The organism is Acinetobacter sp. R933-2, assembly GCF_030325485.1.
GTDB classification, from domain to species: Bacteria; Pseudomonadota; Gammaproteobacteria; order Pseudomonadales; family Moraxellaceae; genus Acinetobacter; species Acinetobacter sichuanensis.
The window spans coordinates 1-5,192 of the sequence record NZ_JACAIJ010000038.1; the positions used below are offsets into that span (position 1 = coordinate 1).

The 5,192-nt window shown below is 34.6% G+C and carries 5 protein-coding genes and 1 other annotated feature; of the genes, 3 read left to right on the forward strand and 2 right to left on the reverse strand.

What is annotated here, in order from left to right; translation table 11 throughout:
• Positions 1 to 80 precede the first annotated feature (80 nt).
• Positions 81 to 1,427 carry a YonV C-terminus-related protein gene (locus HX005_RS19295; RefSeq protein WP_020753597.1) on the reverse strand — a complete coding sequence of 449 codons (1,347 nt, stop codon included), beginning with the start codon at positions 1,425 to 1,427 and terminating at the stop codon, positions 81 to 83.
• A 1,032-nt stretch (positions 1,428 to 2,459) separates the two neighbouring features.
• On the opposite strand from HX005_RS19295, the gene HX005_RS19300 reads away from it, so the two are divergent.
• The 3 genes from HX005_RS19300 (at position 2,460) to HX005_RS19310 (ending at position 3,373) form a co-directional block, all read left to right on the forward strand.
• Positions 2,460 to 2,822 (forward strand): hypothetical protein, encoded by a 363-nt coding sequence (locus tag HX005_RS19300; protein ID WP_020753598.1) that lies wholly within the window; start codon positions 2,460 to 2,462, stop codon positions 2,820 to 2,822.
• Positions 2,823 to 2,979: 157 nt separating this feature from the next.
• The gene (locus tag HX005_RS19305; protein WP_286378560.1) at positions 2,980 to 3,117 is read left to right on the forward strand and encodes a hypothetical protein; all 138 of its coding nucleotides are present in this window, start codon (positions 2,980 to 2,982) and stop codon (positions 3,115 to 3,117) included.
• Between the two features lie 61 nt (positions 3,118 to 3,178).
• Entirely contained in the window at positions 3,179 to 3,373 is a 195-nt protein-coding gene (locus HX005_RS19310) for a hypothetical protein (RefSeq protein WP_079352997.1), read from the forward strand.
• A gap of 258 nt (positions 3,374 to 3,631) precedes the next feature.
• Here HX005_RS19310 and HX005_RS19315 read toward each other — a convergent pair.
• A protein-coding gene (locus tag HX005_RS19315) for an IS3 family transposase (protein WP_153564134.1) occupies positions 3,632 to 4,851 on the reverse strand; the annotation gives its coding sequence in 2 pieces (ribosomal slippage) (positions 3,632 to 4,575 and positions 4,575 to 4,851; 1,221 coding nt in all).
• Positions 4,460 to 4,576: a sequence feature (AL1L pseudoknot), on the reverse strand. (Overlaps the previous gene by 117 nt.)
• Positions 4,852 to 5,192: the final 341 nt, after the last annotated feature.

Genomic DNA, 5,192 nt, shown 5'->3' on the forward strand with positions numbered 1-5,192 from the left:
ACCACTTACCCAAGTTACGCCTTAAATTTGGCTCAATTAGGGGCGCTTTGCATTTCAAATCTTTGTGCAACAAAGCCAATTTAAACTAATTCTAACTGTTCGGCTTCTTCTGTAACTTCAATATCTTCAGCAGCAGAATTTTCAAATTCATCATTTAACCAACGCTGTAATAAACTACGCATTCTTGAGCTTGGTACATAAATATTGATTGGGTTACCTTCACGAATAGCAGAACGCCATATCCATTGGACCATCTCAGATAGAGCGAATACATCTTCCTTAACAGGGAATCCCTTCATAGCTGAAGCTTTAACAACCATTGGATTTGGATATAGGTTCATCAAGTAAGCTAAGTTGGTTTTGTCTTTGTATTCGTTAGTTGCCTTTGTATTGAAGGCTAACCATTCTTCTTTATAGCGTGATCCAGCAATTGCTGAATGTGCTTCTTTAAATGAAGTCCAAAGTCTATCTGACTTTTTCGCTTTAACATGGTTACGGAAATAGTTATCAAGATTTTTTGACAACTGCTCACATAAAGCTTTCTTATTTGATTTGAATTGGCTTGAACTCAATGCTGTAGTTTTAGTACCAATCTCATTAATAAACTTGTTATCTGAAATAGTGACTAAATGCTTAATTTGAGAAGGCTTGTTACCAAAACGGATCAGTTCATACTCAACGCCATACGATTTCAAATACGCTGACATTTGAGAGCCTTCAAACATATAAGTAGCAATCCAGACTTCTTTAAAAGATCTCAGTGTGTCGATACTCAATTCCCAAACAATCAGCTTCTGGTCCACATACAAGAGCTGACCGAGATCACACATTGTTGCTAGGTTTTCATATTTCGTACCCGTCGGGTCACCACCGTTATCACCATACTTTTCACGGTTGAAACGAAGAGTGACAGCATCATCATCAACATGAATCCAACCTAAACGGAAAAGAGCTTCTAACTCTGTAGATGAATGCTCTGTATATACATCATAGACTTGAATTGTTTCGTCAATAATCAGTACATAGTCTTTCGCATCATCCAACATATTTGGTGTTAGGTTCATAAAAAGCTGATGTGTACTGACTACGTTTTCTTTGTTCTTTAACAGGTATTGCAAGCTTTCAGCTTTATTTCCACCCTTATAGCTTGGATGCTTGAAACGTCTTTCCTTCAAAGGAGCATCATCTAAATATGCGTAATGAACGCTTGTATCGTCTTCTGTGGTAATTAAAGGACGTTTTAATACATCTTCAGGATCGTATGTTGTACCTGAAATACGATGGCATTCATCAAGTAATGGAGTGATGTAAAGAAAGTTCTGGTCTTTTTCTGCTGTTCTAATGTTTTCTATAATTTGAGTAGTCTTACCGCTACCCATCATTGCATCATAAACTTTAAACACTGTGCTTATTTTTCCTATTTGCACGTTTTATTATCCTCATTGCATATTGTTGTAATGGAAGACTGTTCTCCCCTCTTGAGACAGATTATATTACATCAAGACAGATAATGTCAATAACTTGTCTTGTGGATCTATTTTTGTCTTGAATTGCTTTATTTGTCTAGCTAAACACTTGTTTTGTTTTTAAATTTAAAACTGTGGATAAGTAAGACAGATTTCGGTCTTAATTGATCTTAGGTTTTATACGGCTTTCGCTGCAATTCGATACTCAAATTACAGTGAATTTATAAAGGAAAATTTAAAGGCTGTAGACAAAACCTTGTCTTAGACATTTTATAACTACTTGTTTTTAAAAATGAAAAAAGCAAAAACCTTAAAACAAAAATGTACGGATTCTAGGTACACATAAGCGCACACAGACATAGCACCTAAAGCCTATTTACTGACCGCCCTCTGTTCCTTCCATTACTGTAGCTATTGCATACAGTCGGTTGGTTGCTCAAACATTTACTTCAGCATAGCTTCGTTGTTACTCGCTATACTTCGTAAAGTTTCGAGCTGAGGTCCATTCTTTTATAACTCAATGTTTTCAACTGATTTTGAAGGAAGCTTAAAAAGTCTTATAAAATAAGGCTAGACAAAACCTTGTCTTGGGACTATCAAAAAAGTCAATCTTTTAGGGCTTTTTTTAACTTGAATCTTAAAGAAGAAATTATAAAAAAATACAGATAACTAATTAATAAATATTTAATTAATTTTTCAAATAAAGAAAAAGAATAGAGCGATATATCGAACTCCTTTCAGTCGTTCTCATATCTTCTTATAGAAAAATAGTTGTTCAACCTATAACAAGCTTCTTATTCATTTCCTTAACAGTCAATGAATAACAACCTTTAACAGTCAGATAATCAATCTTTAATCTGTATCCGTACCTTAACAGGCACGTATCCATATCAAACATTGAACTGACTGCCTACTAATCTGTTTTGTATGCTGTTTATTTTTCAATACTAATCAAATAGAATGAAGCTACAACTTTACATATAACTGTTTAATATGAAAAAGATAGTTTTAACTTTACTGTTGGCTTGTACTGGTACTATGGCTCAAGCTATTGAAGTGGATCATAATTACAAATTTAGTCTTTGTGCTGTAGCGGAGGATATAGCCAAAAGTTCTGTCGAAATACAAAAATATGAAGACATAGGAAAAGAAGAATTTAAGGTAGGTTATTTCAATACTTTAGAAACACAGTTAAACAAGCATTCCTTTTATAAAAACTATTATAAGCAACTAATTAATGCAGTTGTAGATGAGTTCTGGAACGTAAGAGATGAACAGTTAGCAAGTGATGTAGCTTTCCTTACGTGTATGACACTTGTAGAGGGAACTGATTTTAAAGACTACAAATACGAATAGCCTATGCAGAATAGGTATTCTTATTCCTAAAAGTTATAAGGATTGACAGTATAATAAAAATATGTTATATATGTATCTGTTTTCTATAACTAAAAATTATAAGCAAACAGAAAAACAATAAGAATAAAAACAACTTCAAATAAAAAGAGATACAACCATGTATTCAGTATTCATCATCACCAATAAAAAGAAATTCGTATTAGCAACATATCAAGACTTCAGTCCTGAGCTATCAGATCAAACAAAGCTACAGCTTATTCTAAATGGACCTACTGTTCCTGTTTTACCTTATTGATATTAAGAAAAATAACAAAAATAATGAAGCATTTTGTTTTTTTCTATTTATTACCAAAGAGATGCTTAATGAAAAAAATATAACCATGATTTGTGAAGCAATTGAGGGGAAAAAAGGAACAAAAAAATGGTTCGATATTTGCAAGACTAACTTCAATCAAAAAAGAGCCATGAAGCACATGCATACTGACCAAGCTGATTGGGTTGCAAGTTTTAATAAAATTTTCAAAATATTAATAAAAAAGAAAAAATTATAAATAGAGAATTAAATTTACTAAAATATGCTTCGTATTTATTGAAGAATTACGAAGCAGCTTGTTTTAAAACTTCTACTTCAAAATGATCCATTAGCTTCTTTATTACTTCTTTTTAAATAGATAACTCATATAAAGAATAGTATGAAATATATCTAAAACTTCCAACAGGTTTCTCAATCAACCAATATTAATAAAGTTATTATAAAACAATAATTTAGCTGAACCGTACCGGGTTTGTCGGAGACTTTTTTATTTAAGTTAGGCCACCTGACCTAACGGGTTAATCTTATCATAGTACATTGCTTCAAACTCAAAAGGCGATACATAACCCAGTGCACTGTGTACACGCTTTTTATTGAACCAATCTACCCAGTTTAGTGTCGCAAGTTGTACATCTGCTAAACCTTGCCAATCTGCTTTTAGATATTCAATCACCTCTGTTTTGTATAAGCCATTCACCGTTTCAGCCAAAGCATTATCGTATGAATCACCAGTCGTACCGACTGATGCTCGTAAATTTGCTGCTTCTAAACGATTGGTATAGCGAATGGAAAGATATTGCACACCTCTGTCGGAATGATGAATCACATTCTTTGGCATGCCGCGATCATGCAATGCTTGCTCCAATGCATCGAGCACCATATCTGTATTCATCCGTGTAGATACTTTCCATCCAACAATTGCTCGTGAAAACACATCAATAATAAAGGCGGTATAGACCCAGCCTGAATGAGTTTGAATATACGTAAAGTCACCGACCCATAGTTGGTTTGGATGATCAGCACTAAAATTACGTTTCACTAAATCATCTGCCCGTTTTTGGTCATCCCGGCTACGGGTAGTTTGTTTATTCTTACCGCGCCAAACACCTTGTATACCTAGCTTCTGCATCAATCGAGCAACTGTACAACGTGCAATCACATAGCCTTCACGTTTCAGTTGTTGCCAGACCTTACGCACACCGTATCGACCTGAACTTTCTTTCCAAATTCGTTTAATCTCCTCAGCATGATGCAAGTCATGTAAATCTCGCTTTGCTCGATGTTCTGGATTTTCGCAGAGATCTAGAGTCCGGTAATAGGTTGAAGGTGCGATCGGTAAAATTCTACAAATCGCCTCGACTCCGTACAGCTCTTTATTATTATGGATAAAATCCACCATTATTTGTGTGGGCGGTCGAGCTCCGCCTGGGCGAAAAAAGCGGCTGCTTTACGTAGAATTTCATTGGCACGTTTTAATTCTTTAATTTCACGTTCCATTTGCTTCATTTTTTCTTGGTCAGATATCTGTTGTACTTTGGCAGGATTTAGTTGATCCATATGCTTTAAATACCAAACACGCAATGTTTCAGGAGTACAACCGATTTTAGGAGCAATTGCTGTGATCGCAGCCCAATTCGATGGATAATCTTTTTCGGATTCAATCAATAATTGAACCGCTCTATCTCTGATTTCAGGGGTGTATTTTACTTTTTTCATCGGGACATTCTCTCAAGAAAAGTGGTCTCCGACAAACCCGGTACGGTTCAAGCTTAACAAAATCAAGTGTTTATTATTAATAATAGTTTCAGCCAAATTAAAATTACTTCCCATTTAACAGTTTTCTCCACACAATCTCCACATAACATTAGCAATTCATAAACACTGCTATTTCAAAATAGTAGCATCTAAAACTCTCTCTGAAAAAACATGCAAACATGTCATCATTTAATAAGTTCAATACTTATTACAACTGTACTTTTGATGGCACTGTTGCAAATAGAGATTTGAGTCGATGATGTTCCCTTTAAAAAGTACTTAGAGACCGAAAACCCTGTTGA